General features: G+C 62.3%; 22 protein-coding genes. 12 read left to right on the top strand and 10 right to left on the bottom strand.

The features are described from left to right. Positions 1–76 precede the first annotated feature (76 nt). The 8 genes from WBK19_RS18270 (at position 77) to WBK19_RS18305 (ending at position 6,832) form a co-directional block, all read left to right on the top strand. Positions 77–997 (top strand): branched-chain amino acid transaminase, encoded by a 921-nt coding sequence (locus tag WBK19_RS18270; protein WP_511292299.1) that lies wholly within the window; start codon positions 77–79, stop codon positions 995–997. Positions 998–1,012: 15 nt separating this feature from the next. After that, on the top strand, positions 1,013–1,201 hold the full coding sequence (locus WBK19_RS18275; RefSeq protein WP_511292301.1) for a zinc-finger domain-containing protein: 189 nt from the start codon (positions 1,013–1,015) through the stop codon (positions 1,199–1,201). 82 nt (positions 1,202–1,283) lie between these two features. Beyond that, positions 1,284–2,294 (top strand): lipopolysaccharide heptosyltransferase II, encoded by a 1,011-nt coding sequence (waaF, locus tag WBK19_RS18280; protein ID WP_511292303.1) that lies wholly within the window; start codon positions 1,284–1,286, stop codon positions 2,292–2,294. Then, positions 2,291–2,722, top strand: coding sequence for a nuclear transport factor 2 family protein (locus WBK19_RS18285; protein WP_310493178.1), 432 nt, complete (start codon positions 2,291–2,293; stop codon positions 2,720–2,722). The genes waaF and WBK19_RS18285 overlap by 4 nt, the downstream gene beginning before the upstream one ends. Then, entirely contained in the window at positions 2,719–3,684 is a 966-nt protein-coding gene (locus tag WBK19_RS18290; RefSeq protein ID WP_511292305.1) for a YheT family hydrolase, read from the top strand. The genes WBK19_RS18285 and WBK19_RS18290 overlap by 4 nt, the downstream gene beginning before the upstream one ends. Positions 3,685–3,786: 102 nt before the next feature. Continuing rightward, positions 3,787–5,163, top strand: coding sequence for a phosphomannomutase/phosphoglucomutase (locus WBK19_RS18295; protein WP_511292307.1), 1,377 nt, complete (start codon positions 3,787–3,789; stop codon positions 5,161–5,163). Between the two features lie 9 nt (positions 5,164–5,172). Beyond that, the gene (locus tag WBK19_RS18300; protein WP_511292309.1) at positions 5,173–6,423 is read left to right on the top strand and encodes an EAL and HDOD domain-containing protein; all 1,251 of its coding nucleotides are present in this window, start codon (positions 5,173–5,175) and stop codon (positions 6,421–6,423) included. A gap of 94 nt (positions 6,424–6,517) precedes the next feature. Continuing rightward, positions 6,518–6,832, top strand: coding sequence for a hypothetical protein (locus WBK19_RS18305; protein WP_511292311.1), 315 nt, complete (start codon positions 6,518–6,520; stop codon positions 6,830–6,832). Here WBK19_RS18305 and WBK19_RS18310 read toward each other — a convergent pair whose 3' ends face one another. The 5 genes from WBK19_RS18310 to WBK19_RS18330 form a co-directional block, all read right to left on the bottom strand. Further along, entirely contained in the window at positions 6,833–7,135 is a 303-nt protein-coding gene (locus tag WBK19_RS18310) for a hypothetical protein (protein ID WP_511292313.1), read from the bottom strand. Further along, the gene (gene alaS, locus WBK19_RS18315) at positions 7,132–9,747 is read right to left on the bottom strand and encodes an alanine--tRNA ligase (RefSeq protein ID WP_511292315.1); all 2,616 of its coding nucleotides are present in this window, start codon (positions 9,745–9,747) and stop codon (positions 7,132–7,134) included. The genes WBK19_RS18310 and alaS overlap by 4 nt, the downstream gene beginning before the upstream one ends. Positions 9,748–9,924: 177 nt before the next feature. Then, positions 9,925–10,278 carry a hypothetical protein gene (locus WBK19_RS18320; protein WP_511292317.1) on the bottom strand — a complete coding sequence of 118 codons (354 nt, stop codon included), beginning with the start codon at positions 10,276–10,278 and terminating at the stop codon, positions 9,925–9,927. A gap of 65 nt (positions 10,279–10,343) precedes the next feature. Next, positions 10,344–11,087 (bottom strand): glycerophosphodiester phosphodiesterase, encoded by a 744-nt coding sequence (gene ugpQ, locus WBK19_RS18325; RefSeq protein WP_511292319.1) that lies wholly within the window; start codon positions 11,085–11,087, stop codon positions 10,344–10,346. Beyond that, the gene (locus tag WBK19_RS18330; protein WP_511292321.1) at positions 11,087–12,385 is read right to left on the bottom strand and encodes an extracellular solute-binding protein; all 1,299 of its coding nucleotides are present in this window, start codon (positions 12,383–12,385) and stop codon (positions 11,087–11,089) included. The genes ugpQ and WBK19_RS18330 overlap by 1 nt, the downstream gene beginning before the upstream one ends. 93 nt (positions 12,386–12,478) lie before the next feature. On the opposite strand from WBK19_RS18330, the gene WBK19_RS18335 reads away from it, so the two are divergent. From WBK19_RS18335 to WBK19_RS18350, 4 genes are all read left to right on the top strand, one after another. Then, the gene (locus WBK19_RS18335) at positions 12,479–12,895 is read left to right on the top strand and encodes a hypothetical protein (RefSeq protein WP_511292323.1); all 417 of its coding nucleotides are present in this window, start codon (positions 12,479–12,481) and stop codon (positions 12,893–12,895) included. 46 nt (positions 12,896–12,941) lie between these two features. Next, the gene (locus tag WBK19_RS18340; protein ID WP_511292325.1) at positions 12,942–15,488 is read left to right on the top strand and encodes a sensor histidine kinase; all 2,547 of its coding nucleotides are present in this window, start codon (positions 12,942–12,944) and stop codon (positions 15,486–15,488) included. Then, positions 15,472–15,837 (top strand): response regulator, encoded by a 366-nt coding sequence (locus tag WBK19_RS18345; protein WP_511292327.1) that lies wholly within the window; start codon positions 15,472–15,474, stop codon positions 15,835–15,837. Before WBK19_RS18340 ends, WBK19_RS18345 begins: the two co-directional genes overlap by 17 nt. Before the next feature lie 161 nt (positions 15,838–15,998). Then, the gene (locus WBK19_RS18350; RefSeq protein ID WP_511292429.1) at positions 15,999–17,471 is read left to right on the top strand and encodes a DEAD/DEAH box helicase; all 1,473 of its coding nucleotides are present in this window, start codon (positions 15,999–16,001) and stop codon (positions 17,469–17,471) included. 225 nt (positions 17,472–17,696) lie between these two features. On the opposite strand, the gene WBK19_RS18355 is transcribed toward WBK19_RS18350, so the two are convergent. The 5 genes from WBK19_RS18355 to WBK19_RS18375 form a co-directional block, all read right to left on the bottom strand. After that, positions 17,697–18,473 carry a PP2C family protein-serine/threonine phosphatase gene (locus tag WBK19_RS18355; protein ID WP_511292329.1) on the bottom strand — a complete coding sequence of 259 codons (777 nt, stop codon included), beginning with the start codon at positions 18,471–18,473 and terminating at the stop codon, positions 17,697–17,699. Positions 18,474–18,559: 86 nt separating this feature from the next. After that, a complete protein-coding gene (locus WBK19_RS18360) occupies positions 18,560–19,453 on the bottom strand; it encodes an HDOD domain-containing protein (RefSeq protein ID WP_511292331.1) in 894 nt (297 codons plus the stop codon). Next, positions 19,450–20,685: a glycolate oxidase subunit GlcF gene (gene glcF / locus WBK19_RS18365; protein WP_511292333.1), complete on the bottom strand. Its 1,236-nt coding sequence runs from the start codon at positions 20,683–20,685 to the stop codon at positions 19,450–19,452. Before glcF ends, WBK19_RS18360 begins: the two co-directional genes overlap by 4 nt. Then, positions 20,685–21,746 (bottom strand): glycolate oxidase subunit GlcE, encoded by a 1,062-nt coding sequence (gene glcE, locus WBK19_RS18370; RefSeq protein WP_511292335.1) that lies wholly within the window; start codon positions 21,744–21,746, stop codon positions 20,685–20,687. Before glcE ends, glcF begins: the two co-directional genes overlap by 1 nt. Then, positions 21,746–23,227: an FAD-linked oxidase C-terminal domain-containing protein gene (locus tag WBK19_RS18375; RefSeq protein ID WP_511292337.1), complete on the bottom strand. Its 1,482-nt coding sequence runs from the start codon at positions 23,225–23,227 to the stop codon at positions 21,746–21,748. The genes glcE and WBK19_RS18375 overlap by 1 nt, the downstream gene beginning before the upstream one ends. Positions 23,228–23,378: the final 151 nt, after the last annotated feature.

Genomic DNA, 23,378 nt, shown 5'->3' on the forward strand with positions numbered 1-23,378 from the left:
CGGCAAAACCGTTATTTTAACGTCTGATTTCGGCTAGAATTGTGGGCTTTTACAGGCGCAACACGGAGAATCGAACATGTCCATGTCGGATCGCGACGGCTTTATTTGGCAAGACGGAAAACTGGTGCCCTGGCGCGAAGCCACCACCCACGTCCTCACCCACTCGCTGCACTACGGCATGGGCGTATTTGAGGGCGTCCGTGCCTACAAGACCGAACGCGGCACGGCGATTTTCCGTCTCAAGGAGCACACCGAGCGCCTGTTCCGTTCGGCCCACATCTTCCAGATGAAGATGCCGTTCACCGCCGAAGAGCTCAACGAAGCGCAGAAGGAAGTCATCCGCGCCAACAATCTTGAATCCGGCTACCTGCGCCCCCTCGCCTTCTACGGCTCGGAAAAAATGGGCGTCTCGCCCAAGGGCGCCAAGGTTCACGTCATCATCGCCGCCTGGCCGTGGGGCGCCTACCTCGGCGAAGAGGGCATGGAGCGCGGCATCCGCATCAAGACCTCGTCTTTCACCCGCCACCATGTGAATATCACCATGGTGCGCGCCAAGGCTTCGGGCAACTACATGAACTCCATCCTCGCCAACAACGAGGCCACCACCGACGGCTACGACGAAGCCCTGCTGCTTGATCCGGAAGGCTACGTCTGCGAAGGCGCCGGCGAAAACGTTTTCATCGTCAAGAACGGCAAGCTGTACACGCCCGATCTGACGGCCTGCCTCGAAGGCATCACGCGCGCCACCGTCATCCAGCTGGCCGGCGAAATGGGCGTTGAAGTCATCGAAAAACGCATCACCCGCGACGAAGTCTATTGCGCCGACGAAGCCTTCTTCACCGGCACCGCCGCTGAAGTGACGCCGATCCGCGAACTCGACAACCGCCAGATCGGTGCCGGCCATCGCGGCCCGATCACCAAGGCGCTGCAGGAAAAGTATTTCGACGTGGTCTATGGCCGCTCCGCTGCCCACGCCGACTGGCTGGCCACCGTCTAATTCAGGGAGAAAACGATGTCCGACAAAAAGACAATTGAAATCACCGCCCACGACCTGCCGCTACATTGCCCGACCCCGAGCGTCGCGCTGTGGAGCCAGCATCCGCGCGTCTTCCTCGACGTCCTGAAGACCGGCGAAGTGACCTGCCCGTACTGCTCGACCAAGTACGTCTTCACGGGCGAAGTGCCCAAGGGCCATCACTGATCCCCAGCTGTCATTCCCGCGCCAGCGGGAATCCGGTTCACTCCGGGTCCCCGCCAGCGCGGGGACGACGAGCACCGCCCCCATGAAAGCCCTCATCGTCGCCCCCTCCTGGATCGGCGACACGATCATGGCGCAGCCGCTGTTTGCCCGCCTGCACGCCAAGCATCCCGGCCTCCAGCTCGACGCTATCGCCCCGCGCTGGGTGGCGCCCGTCCTGCAGCGCATGGCGGAAATCAGCGACGTCCTCGACAGCCCATTCGGCCATGGCCAGCTGTCGCTCAAGCCGCGCTGGAAACTCGCCCGCCAGCTCGCAGCGCGCCATTACGACGCCGTCTACGTCCTGCCCAATTCGCTCAAATCGGCGCTCGTGCCCTGGCTGGCCGGCATTCCGCTGCGCGTCGGCTTCACCGGCGAATCACGCTACGGCCTGATCAACGTCAGCCACACGCTGGATAAAACAGCCCTGCCGCTCATGGTCGAGCGCTTCGCCCAACTGGCCGAAGCCCCGGGCCAGCCGCTGGGCCATTTCATTTTTCGGCCAAAAATCCGGTCGACCGTGGAAGACCAGCAGAAAGCCCTGACCGAACTGGCCATCGAGCGCCCGGCCCGCGTCGTCGCCTTCTGCCCCGGCGCCGAATACGGCCCGGCCAAACGCTGGCCGGCCGCGCACTTCGCCGCGCTGGCCAAAAAGCTGGCCGAACAGGGCTGCGCCATCTGGCTCTTCGGCTCACCCAAGGACCACGCCGTCGCCGAAGAAATATCGCAACTCGCCCCCGGCCTGTGCCGCAACCTGTGCGGCGCCACCTCGCTGGCCCAGGCCGTCGACCTGCTGGCCATGGCCGAACTGGTCGTCTGCAACGACTCCGGCCTCATGCACGTCGCCGCCGCGCTTGACCGGCCCATCGTCGCGCTCTACGGCTCATCGTCGCCCGGCTTCACGCCACCGCTATCCGACCGCGCCGACATCCTGAGCCTCGATCTCGAATGCAGCCCCTGCTTCAAACGCGAGTGCCCGCTCGGCCACCTCGATTGCCTCAACAAACTGCTCCCCGAGCAGGTCTTTGCCGCCTGCCAGAAAAGGATGACGCCATGAGCGGGCCGACCGTTTATGCCCTGCCCGACGACGTCGAACGCGCCTTTTACGAAGCCATTGTCGAGGGTGACGCCGACCGCATGATGCTGCTCTGGGCCGAAGACGACGAAACCTTGTGCGTCCATCCGACCGGCGTTCGCCTGCTCGGTCTCGTGCCGATCCGCGAAAGCTGGCGCAGCATCTTTGTCAATGCCCGCCTGCGCGTCCAGGCCGAACCCGTCGCCCACTGGAACGGCACGATCATCGCCGTCCATCACCTGACCGAAATTCTCTTCGTCGGCGACGATCCGAGCCCGCACGGCCCGCTCTACGTCACCCACGTCTACGTCCGCGGCCCGCATGGCTGGCGCCTGGCCAGCCGCCACGCCTCGGCGGCCGACGACGGCCACCAGGCGATGGCCGAGGCCGTGCCGCACACGCTGCATTGAAGCCACCCAAGCCCTACCACGCTCCAAGCTGGCTACCCGGCGGTCAGGCGCAAACCCTGTGGCCGCTGCTCATCAAACCGCGCCCGCTCAAACTCCGTCGTGAACGCTGGACAACCCCCGATGGTGATTTCATCGACGTCGATCACCTCGACGGCCCGGCCGATAGTCCGCTACTCGTCCTCTTCCACGGCCTCGAAGGCAGCGCCCGCAGCCATTACGCCATCTCGACCGCCCACGCCTGCAAAGCTGCCGGCTGGCGCCTCGCGCTACCGCATTTCCGCGGCTGCTCGGGCGAACTGAACCGCCGGCCACGCGCCTACCATTCCGGGGATTCTGAAGAAATCGACTGGATCCTGCACCGCCTGCACACAGCCAACGACGGCCGCAAGCTCCACGCCGCCGGCGTTTCGCTCGGTGGCAACGCCCTGCTCAAATGGGCCGGCGAACGCGGCGCCGCGGCCAGCGAACTGGTCACCGGCGTCGCCGCCTTCTGCGCCCCGCTCGACCTCGCCGCCTGCGGCCACCACCTGGCCAACGGTTTCAACCGCATCTATACCCGCCACTTCCTGACCACGCTCAAAGCCATTTCGGCCAGCCGCCTGCAGCAATTTCCCGGCCTTTTCGACGAAACGCGCATGCGCCGGGCGATCAATCTCTACGAATTCGACGACGCCGTGACCGCCCCCATTCACGGCTTCGCTGGCGCCGACGACTACTGGCGACGCGCCTCGGCCAAACCGTGGCTCAAATCGATTGCCGTCCCGACGCTCACGGTCAACCCGAAAAATGACCCGTTTTTGCCATCGCGCTATCTGCCGACGGCGGCCGAAGTCAGCCCCTTCGTCCGCCTCGAGCAGCCCGAAGGCGGCGGACATGTGGGATTTGTCACAGGTTCTTTTCCGGGAAATCTGGACTGGCTACCGCAAAGGCTTTTACACTTCTTCCTTTACGAAATGTCATAAATTAATGACATTCGGGCAACGGGGTGCTGGCTCACAGATATTGCAACAATATCCGTGCATCATTCACACCTTCCCCGCACAAACTCTCCTGACAGGACAACCATGAGCCAACTTCCCGCTGAAATCTTCAAGGCCTACGACATTCGAGGCATCGTCAATAAATCCCTGACCGCCGATGTCGTTCGCCAGGTGGGTCACGCGCTCGGTTCGCTGGCCGTCGAGCAAGGCCAGAAGGCCATCGCCGTCGGCCGTGACGGCCGCCTGTCCGGCCCTGAATTGGCCGGTGCGCTGATGGACGGCATCTGCGCCGCCGGTTGCGACGCCATCGACGTCGGCTGCGTGCCGACCCCGGTCACCTACTTCGCTGCCTACGAACTGGGCTGCCACTCCTGCGTCTCAGTCACCGGCAGCCACAACCCGCCGGACTACAACGGCCTCAAGATGGTCATCGGCGACAATACGCTGGCCCTCGATGCCATCCAGGATCTGAAAAAACGAATCGAAGCCGGCAACCTCAAGCACGGCCAAGGCAAGCGTACTTCGGCCGACGTCCTCGGCGCCTACGTCGAAAAAATCGTCGGTGACGTCAAGCTGGCCCGCACGATGAAGATCGTCATGGATTGCGGCAACGGCGTCGCCGGCGCGATAGCCCCGGAACTCTTCAAGCGCCTCGGTTGCGAGATCGTGCCGCTGTTCTGCGAAGTCGATGGCAACTTCCCGAACCATCACCCGGACCCGTCCAAGCCGGAAAACCTGGCCGACGTGATCAAGGCCCTCAAGGAAACCGACGCTGAAATCGGCATCGCCTTCGACGGCGACGGCGACCGCCTCGGCGTCGTCACCAAGGACGGCGAAATCATCTTCCCGGACCGCCAGCTCATGCTCTTCGCCGCCGACGTCCTGTCGCGCGTGCCCGGCGGCACGGTCATTTACGACGTCAAATGCACGCGCCTTCTCGCCCCGTGGATCAAGCAACACGGCGGCGTACCGCTGATGTGGAACACCGGCCACGCGCTGGTCAAGGCCAAGCTGCGTGAAACCGGCGCCCCGCTGGCCGGCGAAATGTCCGGCCACACCTTCTTCAAGGAACGCTGGTACGGCTTCGACGACGGCCTGTACACGGGTGCCCGCCTGCTCGAAGTCCTCTCCCGCTCGGCCGACGCCAACGCGCCGCTGAAAGAGCTGCCGAATTCGCCGTCGACCCCGGAACTGAACATCAAGATGGCCGAAGGCGAACCCTTCACGCTGATCGACAAGCTCAAAGCCGACGGCAAGTTCAATGGCGCCCAGGAAATCATCACCATCGACGGCGTGCGCGTAGAATACGCAGATGGCTTCGGTCTGGCCCGCCCGTCGAACACGACACCGGTGGTGGTGCTGCGTTTCGAGGCCGACAACGCCGTCGCGCTCGAACGCATCCAGGCCGATTTCCGTCAGGCCCTCAATGCAGTCTGGCCGGGAATTCAACTGCCGTTTTAAAGGAAATTCGTGAGCGAAAACGCCGCCGACCAGCTGTTTCTAGGGCGCCAGCCCATTCTGGACCGCAATCAGCAGCTTTTCGCTTACGAACTGCTTTTCCGCAGCGGCAGCCGCAACTTCGCCGATGTCACCTGCGGCGTGCAGGCAACCGCCACGGTCATCGCCAACGCCTTCACCGAGCTCGGTGTCGAAGCGGCGCTGGGCAGTTGTCGCGGTTTTATCAACGTCGACGAGGCCTTCCTGTTCAGCGACCTGCTCGAATTACTGCCGCGCCACGCCGTTGTTCTCGAAATTCTCGAAACCGTGCCGCCGACGGCGGCTGTCATCGAACGCTGCATTGCCCTGAAAGCCGCCGGCTTCACTCTGGCGCTCGACGACGTCATCCAGCTTGAGCCGGAATACGCCGAACTGCTGGCTCTGGTCGAAATCGTCAAGGTTGATATCCAGCCGCTGTCGCGCGTCCAGCTCATGCAACTGGTCATGAAACTGAAGCCGATGGGCAAGCAATTGCTGGCCGAAAAAGTCGACTCGCGCGAGCAGATGGAGCAATGTCTGAAACTCGGCTTCACCTTGTTCCAAGGTTACTACTTCGCCAAGCCGACGATCATTTCCGGCAAGAAGCTCGATCATTCGCAGATTTCGCTCATGAAACTGATGGGCCTGCTGCTCGGCGATGCACCAACATCGGAAATCGAAACAGCGCTCAAGCCCGAACCCGGCCTGACCATCAACCTGCTGCGCATGACCAACTCGGTCGGCTCCGGCAGTAGTGAAAAAATCACCTCGCTCGGCCACGCCATCACCGTCCTTGGCCGCCGCCAGCTGCAACGCTGGCTGCAATTGCTGGTTTTCTCGGCCGGCAACGCCAGCGTTACGAGCAACCCGTTGCTGCTCTTGTCCGCCACGCGCGGCCGGCTCATGGAACTACTGGCGGGCGAATTGCAGCCGGGTGACATCGGCTTTGCCGACCAGGCCTTCATGGCCGGCATCATGTCGCTAATGCCGGCGCTGGTCGGCCAGCCCATCGCCGATATCGTCGCTCCACTCGGCCTCACCGCCAATGTGCGCGATGCCCTGTGCGAGGGGAGCGGCCCGCTCGGCGCCCTGCTTCGTCTGGCCGAAAGCAGCGAATCCGGCGACATTTCCCGGTTGACCGTGGCACTTGGCGAACTGCCCGGCCTCAGCCCGAAAGCGCTGAACCGTACCCAGACGCAGGCGCTGCTATGGTCCAACAGCATCGGTCAGGAAGCCACGGCATAAGCAGCGCCAGCCGTTACAAAAAGGCGACAGCTCCCGCACAAAACGCGACAGGCACTCGTCTACAATCTTCTGTTTTCACCACGTGAGCGAAAACATGGACAGCACCCGGCAGAACTCTCAGTTTCGCCAAGGCACCCCGCCTGGCCCCTTGGCCAAGCTGGCGGCCTTCGTCCTGAGCGCGGTCTTTCTGGTACTGGCCTTCATGTTCTCGCTGGTCGCCCTGGCCATTGTTGCCGTCGTCGGCGTGTTGCTGGGCGGCTGGCTATGGTGGAAGACGCGCGCGCTGCGCAAGCAGATGCAGAAAATGCGCGAAGCCCAGCAAATGGGTGGCGAGCAACCCGTGCGCAACGATCAGGTGATCGAAGGCGAATTCATCCGCGAAGTGCCGCCCGACCAGCGCCTGGGCTGATCAGCGCAACTTGGGATTGAGCGAACCGCGGTTGTAATCCTTGTCGCCGGGCATCACCGTCCGGCCGATGCCAAAAACGCCGCCCTGCGCTTCGACCGGGCGGGCCTTGTTTTCGGGATACTCAGCAGCTAATTTCTTTGCCTCGGCCGCCATTGCGGCATCGACAAACTCCCAGCGACCATTGGGGAAAAGACGCACTTTTTTCCCGTCGACCGTGGCGGCCTCGATCGGCGTGCGATCAAGCTCGGCGGCGAAGCCCTGCCCCGCCGCCAGAACCAGCATCAGAGCAAGCGCCGCTTTCACAGCTTGCCTTCGACCCAGGCTGACACTGAAGCCAGCGCCGCCGGCAGGTTTTCCGGCTGAGTGCCGCCGGCCTGCGCCATGTCCGGGCGACCACCGCCCTTGCCGCCGACCTGCTGGGCGACCATATTGACCAGTTCGCCGGCCTTGACCTTGCCGGTCAGGTCAGCCGTCACGCCGGCGATCAGCGTCACCTTGCCATCGACCACCGAGGCGAGCACGATGGCCGCCGATTTGAGCTTGTCACGCAGCTTGTCCATGGTTTCGCGCAAGGCATTGACGTCGGCGCCTTCGAGCTTCGCCGCCAGGACCTTGGCACCCTTGACGTCGACGGCGTTGGCCAGCATGTCGTCACCCTGCGCCGAGGCCAGCTTGCCCTTGAGGGCAGCCAGTTCGCGTTCGAGCTTCTTGACCTGATCGAGTACGGCCAGCACGCGGCCATGAACGTCCTTGGGCAACACCTTGAGCGTGCCGGCGACGCCACCGAGGGCGCTTTCCATGTCCTGCATGTAGGCCAGCGCGTTGTCGCCGGTGACCGCCTCGACACGGCGCACGCCGGCAGCGACGCCACCTTCGGCCGTGATGCTGAACAGGCCGATGTCGCCGGTACGTGAAACGTGGGTGCCGCCGCACAGTTCGCGCGACGAGCCGATGTCGAGAACGCGCACGTCGTCGCCGTACTTTTCGCCGAAGAGCATCATGGCGCCGAGCTTCTGGGCTTCGGCAATGGGCAGGACGCGGGTTTCGGTGGCGACGTTGGCGAGAATTTCGGCGTTGACGATATTTTCGACGCGGCGGATTTCCTCGTCGGTCATCGGCTGGTTATGCACGAAGTCGAAACGGGTCTTGTCCGGATCGACCTGCGAGCCCTTTTGCTGGACGTGATCACCGAGCACTTCGCGCAGCGCCTTGTGCAGCAGGTGGGTCGCCGAGTGGTTGCGCATGATGCGCTGGCGGGCCAGCACGTCGACCTTGGCGGCCACGCCATTGCCGACCGAAATGGTGCCCGTCTTGACGACGCCATGGTGGCCGAAGACGGTAGCCTGAATTTTCTGCGTATCTTCGACGGCGAAAATGCCATGCACTGACTGCAGTGCGCCGCAGTCGCCGACCTGGCCGCCGGATTCGGCGTAGAACGGCGTGTCGTCGAGGACCACAACGCCCATTTCGCCTTCGTTGAGCTGGTTGACCGCAGCACCGTCCTTGTACAGGGCGAGCACATTGGCCTTGTATTCCAGTGCCGAATAGCCGTGAAAAGTCGTGGCCGGGCCGTCGTATTCGAGGTTGGTCGCCATCTTGAACTTGCCGGCAGCGCGCGCCTGTTCCTTCTGGCGGGCCATGGCTGCGTCGAAGGCCGCGGCATCAACGGTGATCTTGTGCTCGCGGCAGATGTCCTGCGTCAGGTCGAGCGGGAAGCCGTAGGTGTCGTGCAGCTTGAACGCGGTGTCGCCGTTGAAGACGCCGCCCTCGCCGATCACCTTGAGTTCGCCTTCGAGGATGGCCATGCCGTGCTCGATGGTTTCGAAGAAACGGTCTTCTTCCTGCTTGAGCGTGGCGATGATCTTGAACTGGTTCTGGCCCAGCTCCGGGTAGGCCATGCCCATTTCGGCAACGAGGTCAGGCACCATCTTGTGGAAGAAGGCGGCGCGGGCGCCGAGCTTGTAGCCGTGGCGAATGGCACGGCGGATGATGCGGCGCAGGACGTAACCGCGACCTTCATTGCCCGGAATGACGCCATCGGCGAGCAGGAAGGAGCTGGCACGGATGTGGTCGGCCAGCACCTTGAGCGACGGTGACTCCATGTCGGCATCGCTGGTTTCGCGGGCGGCCGCCTTGAGCAGCGCCTGGAACAGGTCGATTTCGTAGTTGGCATGCACGCCCTGCAGCACGGCGGAGACGCGCTCGAGACCCATGCCGGTATCGACCGAAGGCTTGGGCAGCGGATGCATGACGCCAGCTTCGTCGCGGTTGAACTGCATGAAGACGTTGTTCCAGATTTCGATGAAACGGTCGCCGTCTTCGTCCGGCGATCCAGGTGGGCCGCCCCAGTGTTTTTCGCCGTGGTCATAGAAAATTTCGGTGCAGGGACCGCAGGGGCCGGTGTCGCCCATCATCCAGAAATTGTCGGAGGCGTAGCGGGCGCCCTTGTTGTCGCCGATGCGAATGACGCGCTCGACCGGCACGCCGATTTCCTTGGTCCAGATGTCGTAGGCTTCGTCGTCCTCGGCGTAGACGGTGACGGTCAGCTTGTCCTTGGGCAGCTTGTAGACCTCAGTGAGCAGTTCCCAAGCGTACTTGATGGCGTCGCGCTTGAAATAGTCGCCGAAGCTAAAATTGCCGAGCATCTCGAAGAAGGTGTGGTGACGGGCGGTGTAGCCGACGTTTTCGAGGTCGTTGTGCTTGCCGCCAGCGCGAACGCATTTTTGCGAGGTGGTCGCGCGGGTATAAGGCCGCTTGTCGAAACCGAGGAAGACGTCCTTGAACTGGTTCATCCCGGCGTTGGTGAACAGCAGGGTCGGATCCTCGTGCGGCACCAGCGAGCTGGAGGCAACGATCTGGTGGCCCTTGGAGGCGAAGAAGTCGAGGAACTGCTGGCGGATTTCGGCGCTTTTCATAAGCTGGCTGCCCTTGCGGCGTTGAATTCGGAATCCGAGATTTTAACGCAGGTGCGGCAGGAACTTGAGCCCCCGGAACAGGTTTCAAAACGGATTTGAATTTTGGCTCTTTTTTCCGGTTGACCGTGGAAATGAAAAACCCGCCTGCCGGCGGGTTCTGAGTGAGGCGAAAACTGCTTAGCGACGGCGCGGACGATCCACCCGGCCGTTATGGTTGTAATCGTGCTGGCGATCATGCTTCTGCGCGTAGATGCGGCGGCTCTGGACTTCCTGCGCCTGATGCAGGCGGGCGCGCTCGCCGCGCGTCACGACGCCGTCGGACTTGGCGCGGTTTTCCATGTTATCGACATGCTGCTGGCCGCGATCCAGCCGGTTGGCTTCGCGCTGTGTCAGGCTGCCGGAAGCAACGCCTTGGTCGATGCGCTGCTCCTGATTGGCCTGGCGCTGATCGACACGCGGCGTATTGGCCTGGGCAAAGGCAAGGACAGGCAGAACAAGGGAAAGTACAGCGATGGTCTTGGCGATTTTCATGTTTTTTCTCCTGGTGGTTAGGGCGAACTCCCTGAACGCCATTAGAAAATATTCCGGCGCGAAAATCAGCCGCCCAATTGCAAGCCTTTGTAAGCACTTGTTTCGGCCACAAACAGGTCGAGGCGATCGGTAAAGACGGCGCTGACGCCGCGCTCGAGCAGCGATTTTGCGACATTTTCCGTGTTGACCGTGTAACACAGCACGGGAATGCCATTGGCCTGTGCTTCAGCCAGCACATCATCGCTCAAATGTGCAGCATCGCAATGCAGGGTAACGGCCTGCAACCGCCGCACTGTTTCCAGCCAATCGGCCGGCACCTGCTCGAAGAGCACGCCACGGGGAATCTGCGGCGCCAGGTCGCGGGCAATTTCAAGCGCTTCCAGCGAAAACGACGAGATCAGCGGCTGCACCGTGGCGCCCTGCCAAAGTTCGGTGCTCAGGCGAGCCACCGTTTCCGCCGTTGCGCGCTCGAAGCCTGCCGCCGGCTTGATCTCGACATTAGCCAGCAGCCCATATTCACGGCAGACGGCGACAGCATCCGGATAGCTGGGAATGCGCTCGCCATTGCCGGCATTGAGCGCGAAGAGTTGCGAATCGGAGGTCTCGCCGACCAGCCCCTGGCCGTTCGTCGTCCGCTCCAGCGTTTCGTCATGAATGAGCACGGGCGTGCCATCGCCGGACAGCATCACATCAAATTCAACCGCAGCAAACCCCATCCGAGCTGCCAGCCGGATGCCAGCCAGCGTATTCTCCGGGGCCAGCGACCCGCCACCGCGATGGGCAAACCAGCGCGGTAGCGGAAAATTCATCAGAAGGGTTGCGACTTCTTCAACAGCGGTTTGGCGCCAAGCAGCGCATTGCCCCGGCTGACAGAGGTATCGAGTGCCGCCTTGGCCGGCTTCTTGTCAGCCCACACGGCTTCCATCTCCTCGTTGGTGATGATGCGCACCGCATCAATGTTGGCGACCCGAACAGCCGGCTTGCTGCCATTGCCATTGAGCGAGGCGTAAGCAATTTCCAGCGTCTTGTCGCCGTCTTGCAGCAGCTTGCTGCGCGCCGCGGCGCGGGCCGCCGAGGTCATCGGCAAGCCACCGTAGACGCGGACCATTTCAATCTGCATTTCCGGCGACAGCATGAAACTGACGAACTTCGCCGCCTGCTTGTACTGCACCGGCGTCCGACCGGCGCCAACCCACAGCGAAGCGCCGTCGGCCAGCGACGACTGACGACCGCCATAGACATCGTCGTGATAGGGCAACGGAGCAACGCCAAGTTCGACGCCCTTGGCGTCGCGGAAATCGACATGTTCGCGCGAATCGGTCGTGATCATCGCGCACTCACCTTCGTGGAACTTGGCGCTGGCTTCGTTGCGACGACCAAACAACTTGAAATAATTGGCCTTGCTCCACGTCGCCATCATCGCAAGGTGCTTGACCTGCGGCAGGCCGTTGAACGTCAGCACACCTTTTTCGGACATCGCCGGCACACCGGAGACGGCGCTGACGTTATCGACGTGCACCCAGACCGGCCACGATGAGGTGTAGGGGCAGGCGTAGCCGGCATCCTGCAGCTTGTCGAGCATGCCCTGCATTTCAAACCAGGTCTTCGGCGGCTGGTCCGGATTAAGCTTGGCCTTGCGGAAAGCATTCTTGTTGTAGAACAGCACCGGGGTCGAATAAAGCACCGGCAGGGCAACCACTTTGCCCTTGGCATCGACTACGCCTGCCTTCAGATCACCCGACAGTTCGCCGAATTTCAGCGGCTGGCCAGCCTTGCTCATCATTTCATGCAACGGGATGAAGGCCTTGGGCTGGCTCAGGACATCGCTCATGTCATAGCGGCGCATCAGATTGAGCACCGCCGGCTTGTCGCCTTTTTCCAGACGCACCAGCTTCATCGCGCTGCCCGACTCCTTGTTGAAGCGATCGACAATCGCCTGCAAACGCTCCTCGCCATCCGCACCAAGGTTGTGCGCCAGTTCGAACTCGGCGGAAACCGTCGGCGCAGCCACCGGTTTGGCTGCAGGCTTGGCCGGTTTGGCCTGGGCAACAGAACAGGCCAGGGCCAGCGTGACGGCGATGGTCAAAGGGCGAATGCAATACGACATGAATACTCCAGCAGTTCTTAAAGACCCAAATTATAAAGCCGTGCGCCACGACACACGCCCCACACTTTTCGCAGATATGCGAAAATCCCCCGCATGATCAAGCGAATTTTCCTTATTCTCGCCGTTCTCGGACTAAGCGCCTGCGACCAGGTCAGCCAGAAGCTCGGCCTCGAAGATCCGGCAAAAAAAGAAGCCAAGGCCGAGCAGGAAGCCAAAGCCGTTGGCAGCGCCTGCCGCCAGTCCGGCCGCGCCATCGAGGACTGCTATTCGATCTACGGCTGGTTGCCCAAGGCCGGTATCTACACCGGCTGGCGCGAGATGGACGAATACATGCGCGAGAACAAGCTGGAAACGATAGCGCCGCAACTGCCTCCGCCGGAAGGCCCGGGCAGCAAGAAAAAGAAGAAAGCCCAGGAGGCGGCCAGCGAAAGCGATACGAAGGCAGAGTCCAAAACAGAATCAAAGACCGAAGCCAAGGCAGATCCCGAGCCAAAGGCCGAGAAACACTAAGGTCTGACAAGCACATCTCGTCGAACGCGACCGGAAGGCAGGCGACATGAAATTACCAGCATTTCTGGGCGGCATTCGCGGCAAGCTGATCGGCATCTTTGTGCTGATCAAGGTTGTTCCGCTCCTTTTGCTGGCTGGATTTGCCTGGTATGCCACCACTCAGCTTGGCGAAGACGTTTCAGTCAAGGCGGGCAGCATGGCCGACGCCATGCTCTCGACCATCAAAACAGTCGGCAAGACCGTTACCGACGACTCCATTCGCGCCCTCGACCAGCGCTCGCGCGAGGCCATCGAGTCGCTGACCACCGACGCCGCCAAGGAAATCGCCACTTTTCTGCATGACCGCGACAGCGATATCCGGCAAGCCTCCGGACTGGAACCCTCCGAGGCTGCATTCCGCCGTTTCCTGAGCGAACGGAGCCGGCCGATCTATCAACATGGTCCATGGAAGCTGGCCGACGATGGCCAATCGTGGGTCCCCGAAACCCCGGTCATCCGCGAAGCCAAGGTCACCCGCCCGGTACTGGCCGACAACGCCAGGGATTTCCACACCCGCCCACCGGAATATTTTGGTGAAATCGAGCAACGGCCGCTGTTCGTCGAAATGACTTTTATCGATCTCAACGGCAATGAGAAAATCAAGGTCACTACCGGCCAGCTAACGGAAAAAAGCCTTAAAAACGTCGTCGACCGTAGCAATACCTTCGTCAAGGCAGAGACCTATTTCCCCGAACTGAAAAAGCTCAAGACCGGCGAAATCTACGTTTCCGACGTCATCGGCGCCTACGTCCCGACGCAGGCCATCGGCCCCTACCTGCCGGTCGCCCTGGAAAAAGCCGGCAAACCCTTCACTCCGGAAGAGTCGGCCTATGCCGGCACCGAAAACCCCGTCGGCAAGCGTTTCCGCGGCATTGTCCGCTGGGCCATGCCGGTCGTCAGGGGTGGCCAGACCGTCGGCTATGTCACGCTCGCCCTCGATCACGACCACATCCGCCAGTTCTCGGACCGTCTGATGCCAACCGACGAACGCTATACGCCAATCGCCGACGCCATCAAGGGCAACTACGCCTTCATCTGGGATTACAAGAGCCGCTCGATTTCCCATCCGCGCGACTATTTCATTGTCGGCTACGACCCGCAGACCGGCCTGCCGGCCACGCCGTGGATGGACGCCAACCTGTATGCCGAATGGCAGGCCGGCGGCAAGCCTTCCCATGAGTTCCTGGCCGGCATTCCCTCATTCCGCAACCAGAACCTGAAACTCAAACCGGCCAAGGAGCTGGTCAAGGCCGGCACGGTCGGCCTCGATTGTCGCTACCTCAATTTCTCGCCGCAATGCGACGGCTGGAATGCGCTGACCGAACATGGCGGATCGGGCTCCTTCGTCATCTTTTTCTCCGGCCTGTGGAAACTGACCACCGCTGCCGCCATCCCCTATTACACCGGCCAGTACGGCAAGTCACCACAGGGTTTCGGCTTCGTCACCATCGGCGCCAATGTTGATGATTTCCACAAGGCGGCGACCGATACGGCAGGCAGGATCAACCGACTTGTCGAAGAAAAGGATGCCAGCCTGGCCATCCAGCGCGGCGAACTGCTCGACCATATCGCCGAGAGCCTGACCTCGACCGGCATCGGCCTGTGGACCTCGACCCTGCTCATGGTGGCCATCGTTATCGGCATTGCCATCTGGATGGCCGGGCTGCTGACCCGGCGCATCACGGCGATGATCTCGGGCATCCACGCCTTCCAGGAAGGCGACCGGAAACGCCGTCTGGATGCCGGCTCTTCCGACGAAATGGGTGAACTTTCCCGCTCCTTCAACCGGATGGCCGACTCGGTCGAAGAATCCTTCAATCGACTCGAAGAAGCGCGGGAGAAAGCAGAGGAAGCCAGCCGGCAAAAATCGGCTTTCCTGGCCACCATGTCGCACGAACTGCGCACCCCGCTCAACGGCATCCTCGGCTTTGCCGAGTTGCTCAAAAGCGAACTGGAAAACCCCGAACATCAAGGCTATGTCGAAATCATCGAGCAAAGCGGCGGCCATCTGCTCAATCTGGTCAACGAAATTCTCGACCTCGCCAAGATCGAATCGGGCGAAATGCGTTTCAACAAAATTGCCATATCGCTCGCCGACGTGGTTGGCGAAAGCGCCGCCGGCCATCAGGTAAGCGCCGAGGCAAAAGGCTTGCAGTTCGAACTCCAACTCGCTGACGATCTGCCCTCCGAAATCACCACCGACCCGACCCGCCTGCGCCAGATCCTGAACAACTTGCTGAGCAACGCCGTCAAATTCACCGATAGCGGCCGGATCAGCTTCAGTATCAGTCGCGTCGGCCAAGCCGTCGCCTTTGCCGTTCGCGATACCGGCCCGGGCATCCCGCCGGAAAGCCGCGAAACGATTTTCGAGAAGTTCAAGCAACTGGAGAACTTCCTGACCCGCGAACACGGGGGAACCGGACTAGGACTGGCGCTCGTCCGGCAATTGGCAGAACATATGGGGGGGAAGGTCACGCTGGAATCCGAAGTCGGCGTCGGATCAACTTTCACGGTTTACCTGCCACTGGATATCAGTCATGACGGAACAACGTAACGCACTGGTCGTAGACGACCACCCCACCAACCGCCTGCTCGCCTCTGCCATACTCAAGAAGCTCGGCTGGATGGTCATGGAGGCAGAGAGCGGCAGTGCAGCACTGACGCTGGCCGCCAACCATCGATTCCGGCTCGTATTGCTCGACATCAGCATGCCCGGTCTTTCCGGCGAAGACACTTGCGCCCGGCTACGGGCGGCTGAGACAAGCCCGCCCTTGTACATCGTGGCCTATACCGCCCACGCTTTCCCGGAAGATCGTGAGCGCTTGCTCGCCGAAGGGTTCGACGATGTGCTGGTCAAACCCATCAGCCGTCAGCGCCTCGAAGAGTTGATTGCCGATCTTTGACCGCCAGCGCGCCTGGCGACCAAGCCCTGACCGATTTCCGACCGGGCCTCAAGCATCCGGGTACTAAAGGGCTGGTAAGCGTATAATCATGCCCCATGTCTGAAATCAATACCTTAGCTGGCGAGAACGCCATCATCATCGCTGCCGATGCAGTGCCCGAAATCACCTTTGCCGACCTCGGCCTGGCGCCCGAACTCCTGCGCGCCGTGCTCGACGAGGGCTATACCAAGCCAACGCCGATCCAGGCCCAGGCCATCCCGCTGGTTATCTCCGGTAAGGACATCATGGGCGGGGCCCAGACCGGCACCGGCAAGACGGCTGCCTTCACGCTGCCCATCCTGCAGCGCATCCTGCCCTTTGCCAGCAGCAGCCCGTCGCCGGCCAAGCACCCGGTCCGCGCCCTGATCCTCGCGCCGACCCGCGAACTGGCCATGCAGGTCTACGAGTCGGTCAAGACCTACAGCAAGCACACGCCGATCCGTTCCATGTGTGCCTTCGGTGGCGTCGATATCCGGCCGCAGATCGCCGAACTGAAAAAAGGCGTCGAAATCCTCGTCGCCACCCCCGGCCGCCTGCTCGATCACGTCGAAAACAAGAGCGTCAGCTTCAATTCCGTTCAGGCACTCGTTCTCGACGAAGCCGACCGCATGCTCGACATGGGCTTCGTCCCCGACGTTACGCGCATCCTCAACATGCTGCCGGCCCAGCGCCAAAGCCTGCTGTTCTCCGCCACCTTCTCGGAAGAAATCAAGAAACTGGCCGACAGCATGCTCAAGTCGCCGATCCTGATTGAGGTTGCCCGCCGCAACCAGGTCTCGGAAAACATCACCCACCGCGTCCATCCGGTTTCCGAATTCGGCAAACGCGGCCTGTTGATAAAACTGCTCAAATCGGCCGAAATCCGCCAGTGCCTCGTCTTCATGCGGACCAAGCAGGGCTGCTCGCGCCTGACCCGCGAACTACAGCGCGCCGGCATCAAGGCCGACGCCATCCACGGCGACAAGAGCCAGCTCGAACGCATCAAGGCCCTCGAAGCCTTCAAGAGCGGCGAAACCGACGCCCTGATTGCCACCGACGTCGCCGCCCGCGGCCTCGACGTTGACGACCTGCCCTACGTCATCAACTACGAGTTGCCGCACACCCCGGAAGACTACGTGCACCGCATCGGCCGCACCGGCCGCGCCGGCAAGCTGGGCAACGCCATCTCGCTGGTCAGCGCCCGCGAAGTCGTCTATCTGGTCGATATCGAAAAACTCATCAAGCGACCGATCGAACAGGTCGAAGTCGCCGGTTTCGAGCCGGAAGCGGAATACGAATACCCACCGGGGAACAAGAAAAAACGCAGCGCGCCAGTCATCGCCCCGGTCGCCCAGCGGCCGGAACGTGGCGAGCGCCCCGAGCGCAACGAACGTAGCGAACGCACCAGCCGTCCGGAACGCAACGAGCGTTCGGATCGCCGTCCGCCGCGTCGCAACCCGATGATCGCCGCTGACGGTTTCGACTTCAGCAAGCCCTACGAAGACAACTCGCCACGGGGCGATGTGCCGGATTCAGCCACGGCAGCAGCCAAGGTAGATCCACACAAGCCGAAGCGGGTTGTTGCTGCACTGCTCGGTGGGCTCGGCCGCAAGTAGGAAGGACGAATCGGCGCCTGTCTGGCGCTGGATTATTTCTGGTTAATTGGCTGGGGTTCCGCCTTCTTGGCGGGCGTACTTTTTCTTGGCGAAGCAAGAAGAAAGTACGCCCGCGCCTCAAGCGCGGAAAACAAGGGTCACGAAGAGGCACCAGCACCGCGAGGGCGGAACCCCAAGCCAATTCCCTGGAAAGCGCCATGTGCGCACATAGCACAGAGCAAAGACTCAGCCCCGCGCCGCAGCCCCCTTGGCCGGCAGCGCTTCAATCAACTTGATGATTGCCAGCGACAGATTGTCGCCACTCCCCTTGGCCCTCCTTCGGGCCACGTCGATCAGAATTTCGCAGGCTTGCCGAGCTGAATTCTGTGCGACCAGCGTGCCGAGTTCTTCGTCGTCGAAATAGCCCCAGAGGCCATCCGAACAAAGCACGAAGGCGTCGCCGGCAACAAGATCAACGGTTTCCGAAAGGGTGATTTTCGGATCGTCCTGACCGCCGAGCGAGGCCAGCAGCACATTGCGGTTGGGATGGGTCAGCGCCTGCTCGGCGGTGATTTTCCCGGTTGACAGGAGAAACTCGACATAGGAGTGATCGACCGAGCGTTCGACCGGCTTGTTGCCGCGAAAATGGTAGATCCGGCTGTCTCCGCAGTGCCCCCAGGTGATTTTTCCCGGTTGCAGGAGCAGCATCACGGCGGTGCTGTGCGGGTCCATTTCATTCATGAAACGCGATGCCTTGATCATCGTGTGCGCTTCACGCATGGCATTTTCAAGCATGCGCTGGGGACTTTCATCAACCGCTGAAAACTGGTCGAGATTGGTTTTGGCGGTATGCACGACCTGCTCAGCGGCCAGTGCGCCGCCGGTGTGGCCGCCCATGCCGTCGGCGACGACAGCCAGCGCGACGCCACGTTTCCGGGCGTGCGGAAGGATCGCCACGCGATCCTGTTGTTCCTTGCGATCCCCTTGGTGCTGCGCCGCGCAGGCGTCGAGTGCTATGGACATCCAATCCCCTTTTTGCGAGGAAGCTTATCACGGAAGGGTTGAGCGACTATTAACACTGTGTCCGGCCTTGCTTTTAGTGCGGGCATTCAGGCCTCTACGGCGCAACCGAATCGTTCAAGAACGATATCGACAAACTCGGGCAAGGCCTCCTCACTGAGCCCCAGTTCGGGCAGCACGTCGCTCTTTACCCGCTCCCATTCGGGGCTGGCGATGCGCTGATCGCGATAGTAGATATCGACGGCAAGCTGAACGATGGCAACCATGCTGCGCGCTTCGTGCTGCCCCAGTTCGCTGATGGCATGGTGAAAGCGGATGGCATCGCAAATGAACTCCGGCAAGTGCCAGTGGCGGGCAACCAGGTAGCCGACGACACAATGATCGGCATTGAATTTCCGGTCCTCTTCGGCCAGGTCGATCCAGATGCCGGGCGCACCGAGTTTCATCTCGGCGCAATAGGTCGGGAAGCGCTGCATGAGCAGGGGCACGCCACAATCGTGAAAGATGCCGGCCAGGTAAGCCTGATCGGGAAAGATGTTGCAGACGGCGACCCGCTCGTCGGCAATCAGCATGGCCAACTGGCCGACAGCATGCGAGCGGGCCCAGAAGGCCTCGTAGACCCGCCGGTTTTTCTTGATCTCGCCTGCCCCGGACAGGGCAATGGCCTGCACCAGGTTGAAAGTCTGGCGGACACCGACGGCATGGAGGACGGCTTCGACGGAATCGAATGGCTGATGCTGGCGGTAGGCTGAACTACCGACGACTTTGAAAAGCATCGCCGTCAGCCCCGGATCCTTGTTGATGACGCGGGCCAGCAACCGGACATCGAGCTCGCTGCGGCTGATGAGCTGGCGCAGCTCTTCGAGGACGCGCGGCTGGGCGGGAATCTTGACGCCGTTCTCAAGCAGGCGCTTGATGCGCGCTGAATCGTCGGCGCCGAGCGACTGGGTGATTTCGAATACGGATGTTACGTCCTGAGTCATGCCATTGCCTCGTCAATCAATTCAATCCAGTGCCGCACGGGCAGCGTGCTACCCGCCTGCAAGTGAGTCAGGCAACCGATATTGGCTGTCGCCGCCAGCGCCGGGCCACCGGCATTGAGGGCGGCCAGCTTGTTGGCGCGCAGCTTTTTCGCCAGCTCGGGCTGCAGGACGGAATAAGTGCCGGCAGAACCACAACACAGATGGCTGTCGGCGACCGGTGTCAATTCGTAGCCGGCGGCCTGTAGCAGGACCTCGATGCTGCCGCGAATCTGCAGGCCATGCTGCAGCGTGCACGGCGAATGGAAGGCCAGCTTGCCGCGCTTTTCCGGGTGGCTGGCCAGCAAGGGCAGCAAGGCCGCTTTTTCCGCCGCCAGAATCTCTGATGGGTCGCGACTCAAAGAGCTGATTTTCGCCGCTTTTTCGGCGTAGACCGTGTCATCGGCCAGGATGTGGCCGTAATCCTTGAGCTGCACGCCACAGCCGGAGGCGGTGACGACGATGGCTTCGACACCTGCTTCGATGTGCGGCCACCAAGCCTCGATGTTGCGGCGCATGTCGTTTTTGGCCGCTTCCTGGTCATTGAGGTGAAAACGCACGGCGCCACAGCAGCCGGCCTTGGCTTCTTCAAACAGTTCGATCCCCAGCTTGTCGAAAACGCGTGCCGTCGCCGCGTTTATGTTGGGAGCGAGCGAAGGCTGAACGCAACCGGCCAGCGCCAGCATACGGCGTGCGCGGGCAACCCGCTTCGGCCACGGTGCGCCCGATGGCTGAGCGGGCGGCAATTTGTCGGCAAGTGCGGTCGGCAAGAGCGGCCGAACCGCCCGACCAAGGGCGACTGCCGGGCCAAACAGCGCGGGGTTGGGCAACACGGTTCTGAGCAGCGCGCGTGTCACGCGGTCGGCGAAACGGCGCGGCAGTTTTGCCTCGACGACCATGCGTCCGACATCGAGCAGATGGCTGTATTTGACGCCCGACGGGCAGGTCGTTTCGCAAGAACGACAAGTCAGGCAGCGATCGAGGTGGGTGCGCGTCTTGTCGGTAACGTCCTTGCCTTCGAGCACCTGCTTGATGAGGTAGATGCGGCCACGCGGGCCGTCGAGTTCGTCGCCGAGCAATTGGTAGGTCGGACAGGTGGCCGTGCAGAAGCCGCAATGGACGCACTTGCGCAGGATTTCCTCGGCGATCTGGCCGGCGTGGGTGGCGCGCAGTTCGGCGGTGAGTTTGGTATCCATCAGAACTCCGCGTAGAGGCGGCCGGGGTTGAGGATGCCCTGCGGGTCGAAGGCTTTTTTGAGGCGACGATGCAGGGCCAGCAAGGCCGGCGGCAGCGGCGCAAAGGGCCCTTCGAGGCAGCGCAGCGATTCCGGCGCCCGGTAGAGCACGGCGTGGCCCCCGAGGCGAGCCGCAGCGGCACGAACGGCCGCGTGATCACCATCGACTGCGCCGGCATACCAGCGCAAAGCCCCGCCCCACTCAATGGCGCACAGGCCGTCTAGTTCGGGTGACGGCGCGGTTGACGGCACGGCCAGTCGCCACAGCGGGCTGGCGGCGAAGGCGGGATGCGTTTGTTCGCGTATCGAATTCCAGTGTTTTTCCGGGTTGACCGTGGAATTGCCGCCGAGCTTGCTCGTAGCCGCCTCGACTGCGGCCCGTGCGCCGGAAAGGCGCAGCCAAAGCTGGCCGTCGTGCCAGAAGGACGCCGAAATCGGTAGCGGCTGGCCGCCCCATTCGTTAAGCCGGCGAATAGCCTCGTCCGCATCGCAGTCAAAAACCAGCGTCGTTTCGGCCACCAGTTTGGGCAGCACTTTGAGCGTCACTTCGGCGATGACGCCGAGCGTACCGAGGCTGCCGGCGATGAGGCGCGACACGTCGTAGCCGGCAACGTTTTTCATGACCTGGCCGCCGAAATTCAGCATCTGGCCGGTGCCATCGACCAGTTTTACGCCGAGCACGAAATCGCGCACGGCGCCGGCCTGCTGCCGGCGCGGGCCGGAGAGGCCGGCGGCGACGCAGCCGCCGACCGTGGCGCCGCTGAAATGCGGCGGCTCGAAGGCGAGCATCTGGCCTTTTTCGGCCAGCGCGGCCTCGACCTCGGTGAGCGGCGTGCCGCATTTGGCGGTGACGTAGAGCTCGGTCGGCTCGTAGGCGACGATGCCGCGATGGCCCGAGACGTCGAGCACATCGCCGGCCAGCAGACCGCCGTAGAAATCCTTGCTGCCGGCGCCGCGGATGCGCAGCGGCGTGCGGTTGCCATGCGCTGTTTTGACGGCCTGAACAATCTCGTCGAGTTGCATCAGAAGCGCTCCAGCTCGGGAAATTTCACGTCGCCATGATGGACGTGCATGCGGCCGTATTCAGCGCAGCGGTGCAGGCTGGGCACGGCCTTGCCGGGGTTGAGCAGGCCGCTTTCGTCGAAGGCGGCCTTGACGCGGTGGAAGGCTTCGATTTCCGGCGTCGCGTACTGGACGCACATCTGGTTGATTTTCTCGATGCCGACGCCGTGTTCGCCGGTGATCGAACCGCCGAGCGCGACCGACAATTCGAGGATTTCGGCGCCGAAGGCTTCCGCGCGTTCCCAGTTTCCCGGCTGCGAGGCGTCGTACATGATCAGCGGATGCAGGTTGCCGTCGCCGGCGTGGAAAACGTTGGCGCAACGCAGACCGTATTTTGTCTCCATGGCGGCGATGGCCGAGAGCATTTCAGCTAGCCGCTTGCGCGGGATCGTGCCGTCCATGCAGTAGTAGTCGGGCGTGATGCGACCGACGGCGGGAAACGCCGCCTTGCGCCCGGCCCAGAAACGCAGGCGCTCGGCTTCGGACTGCGAGACGCGGATGTCGCTGGCACCGGCGGCGTTCAAAACCTCGGTGACGCGGGCGATTTCCTCGGCGACCTCTTCCGGCGTGCCGTCCGACTCGCAGAGCAGGATGGCTTCGGCGTTCATGTCGTAGCCGGCTTTCACAAACGGTTCGACGGCGGCGGTGGCGGCCTTGTCCATCATTTCCAGCCCGGCCGGGATGATGCCGGCGGCGATGATCGCGGCCACGGCGTCGCCGGCCTTGGCGACATCTGCAAACGAAGCCATGACGACCTGCGCCAGTTCCGGCTTGGGAACCAGTTTGACGGTGACTTCGGTGACCACGCCGAGCATGCCTTCGGAGCCGATGAGCAGGGCCAGCAGGTCGTAGCCCGCCGCATCCGGCGCTTCCGAGCCGATCTCGAAAACCTCGCCTTCGATGCTGACGACGCGGATGCGCAGGACGTTATGAACAGTTAATCCGTATTTCAGGCAATGCACACCACCCGAGTTCTCGGCGACGTTGCCGCCCAGCGTGCAGGCGATTTGCGATGACGGGTCGGGCGCGTAGTAGAGACCGAAAGGCGCGGCAGCTTCGGAGACGGCGAGGTTGCGCACACCGGGCTGAACGACGGCGAGACGGGCCGTGCGGTCGACACGCAAAATCTTGTTGAAACGGGCCAGCGACAGCACGACGCCCTGGGCGTGTGGCATGGCGCCGCCGGACAGCCCCGTGCCCGCACCGCGGGCGACTACTGGCACACCCAGCTGGTGGCAGGTGCGCAGGATGTCGATGACCTGTGCCTCGGTTTCCGGCAGGCAGACGGCCAGCGGCAGTTCACGGTAGGCGGTGAGACCGTCGCATTCGTAAGGGCGCAGGTCCTCCTCCGCGCTGAGCAGACAGTGTGCCGGCAGAATGCGCTTCAACTCGCGAGCCAGAGCGATACGGTCAGTCAGGAAAGGGGTTTCAACGTTATCCATCGGCGCATTCTAATCCGACCACGGGCCACTGCATAAGGATTACCGACAAGCCGCGGAACCCCCGCCCGCCATCGCGCCAGCGCTTATCCAGAATGGATTTTCAGCGTCAATATCGGTGTTTTCGCCGATATAATTGCCGATTGTCGAGCGT

The organism is Azonexus sp. (assembly GCF_049652925.1).
Lineage (GTDB): Bacteria > Pseudomonadota > Gammaproteobacteria > Burkholderiales > Rhodocyclaceae > Azonexus.

Bases quoted from the DNA above. Each gene is read 5' to 3' on its own strand.
- WBK19_RS18330 (WP_511292321.1), bottom strand. From the start codon at position 12,385: ATGTCGTATTGCATTCGCCCTTTGACCATCGCCGTCACGCTGGCCCTG.
- WBK19_RS18335 (WP_511292323.1), top strand. From the start codon at position 12,479: ATGATCAAGCGAATTTTCCTTATTCTCGCCGTTCTCGGACTAAGCGCC.
- WBK19_RS18285 (WP_310493178.1), top strand. From the start codon at position 2,291: ATGAGCGGGCCGACCGTTTATGCCCTGCCCGACGACGTCGAACGCGCC.
- WBK19_RS18375 (WP_511292337.1), bottom strand. From the start codon at position 23,227: ATGGATAACGTTGAAACCCCTTTCCTGACTGACCGTATCGCTCTGGCT.
- WBK19_RS18295 (WP_511292307.1), top strand. From the start codon at position 3,787: ATGAGCCAACTTCCCGCTGAAATCTTCAAGGCCTACGACATTCGAGGC.
- glcF (WP_511292333.1), bottom strand. From the start codon at position 20,685: ATGGATACCAAACTCACCGCCGAACTGCGCGCCACCCACGCCGGCCAG.
- waaF (WP_511292303.1), top strand. From the start codon at position 1,284: ATGAAAGCCCTCATCGTCGCCCCCTCCTGGATCGGCGACACGATCATG.
- alaS (WP_511292315.1), bottom strand. From the start codon at position 9,747: ATGAAAAGCGCCGAAATCCGCCAGCAGTTCCTCGACTTCTTCGCCTCC.
- WBK19_RS18340 (WP_511292325.1), top strand. From the start codon at position 12,942: ATGAAATTACCAGCATTTCTGGGCGGCATTCGCGGCAAGCTGATCGGC.
- WBK19_RS18270 (WP_511292299.1), top strand. From the start codon at position 77: ATGTCCATGTCGGATCGCGACGGCTTTATTTGGCAAGACGGAAAACTG.
- WBK19_RS18275 (WP_511292301.1), top strand. From the start codon at position 1,013: ATGTCCGACAAAAAGACAATTGAAATCACCGCCCACGACCTGCCGCTA.
- WBK19_RS18305 (WP_511292311.1), top strand. From the start codon at position 6,518: ATGGACAGCACCCGGCAGAACTCTCAGTTTCGCCAAGGCACCCCGCCT.
- WBK19_RS18320 (WP_511292317.1), bottom strand. From the start codon at position 10,278: ATGAAAATCGCCAAGACCATCGCTGTACTTTCCCTTGTTCTGCCTGTC.
- ugpQ (WP_511292319.1), bottom strand. From the start codon at position 11,087: ATGAATTTTCCGCTACCGCGCTGGTTTGCCCATCGCGGTGGCGGGTCG.
- WBK19_RS18360 (WP_511292331.1), bottom strand. From the start codon at position 19,453: ATGACTCAGGACGTAACATCCGTATTCGAAATCACCCAGTCGCTCGGC.
- WBK19_RS18355 (WP_511292329.1), bottom strand. From the start codon at position 18,473: ATGTCCATAGCACTCGACGCCTGCGCGGCGCAGCACCAAGGGGATCGC.
- glcE (WP_511292335.1), bottom strand. From the start codon at position 21,746: ATGCAACTCGACGAGATTGTTCAGGCCGTCAAAACAGCGCATGGCAAC.
- WBK19_RS18345 (WP_511292327.1), top strand. From the start codon at position 15,472: ATGACGGAACAACGTAACGCACTGGTCGTAGACGACCACCCCACCAAC.